Annotated in this window: 2 protein-coding genes; both read left to right on the forward strand. The window is 51.9% G+C overall.

The genetic code is table 11. The annotated features are described in order from the left end of the window. A partial coding sequence (locus C7J97_RS14725; protein WP_170126689.1) for a type IV secretory system conjugative DNA transfer family protein occupies positions 1-567 on the forward strand: 567 nt, incomplete at its 5' end. Positions 568-703: 136 nt separating this feature from the next. Beyond that, positions 704-828, forward strand: a 125-nt coding sequence (locus tag C7J97_RS14730; RefSeq protein WP_242983549.1) for a Maff2 family mobile element protein, incomplete at its 3' end; no start/stop codon positions are given.

Consider the following 828-nt stretch of genomic DNA (forward strand, 5'->3'; position numbering starts at 1 on the left):
GTCCATGTGCGGTGCCTGATCGATGAGTGTGCTAACATCGGTCAGATTCCGCAGCTGGAAAAGCTGGTGGCTACCATCCGCAGCCGTGAGATCTCGGCGTGTCTGGTCTTGCAGACCCGCAGCCAGCTGAAAGCCATCTACAAAGATAATGCGGATACCATCGTGGGCAACATGGACAGTCAGATATTTTTGGGCGGCAGTGAGCCTACCACCCTGAAAGATCTTGCCGAAGCACTCGGCAAGGAAACCATCGACAGCTACAACAATTCCGATACCCGTGGCAATAGCCCAAGCTATGGCACCAACTATCAAAAACTCGGTCACGAACTTATGAGCCGGGATGAGTTGGCAGTTTTGGATGGCGGCAAGTGCATCCTGCAGCTTCGTGGTGTGCGCCCATTTTTGAGCGACAAGTACGACCTGACCCAGCACCCGAACTACAAGTACACCTCCGATTATGACCCCAAGAACGCCCTCGATATCGAGAAGTTCTTGAATCGAAAAGAAAAAATCCACCCGGATGATACCTTCATCATGGTGGATGCTGATTCACTCCCGCTCGCCTGATAAGACGAGCGGTTATTTTTTATCCATTGACCCAACAGGTACACCGGAAAATCAACCTTCGCCGTGGTTTTCGGCTTTTGCAAACGGATTTCAGGTGTGTGCAGGGTCGTTTTTTCAAAACAAAGGAGATTTTTCTATGGAATTCTTTAACAGCGCAGTGGACGTTCTGAAGACTCTGGTTGTGGCACTGGGTGCCGGTCTGGGCGTGTGGGGTGCCGTGAACCTCATGGAGGGCTACGGCGGTGATAACCCCTCGGCCAA

The sequence above is a fragment of the Faecalibacterium prausnitzii genome, from assembly GCF_003324185.1.
Taxonomy (GTDB): domain Bacteria; phylum Bacillota; class Clostridia; order Oscillospirales; family Ruminococcaceae; genus Faecalibacterium; species Faecalibacterium prausnitzii.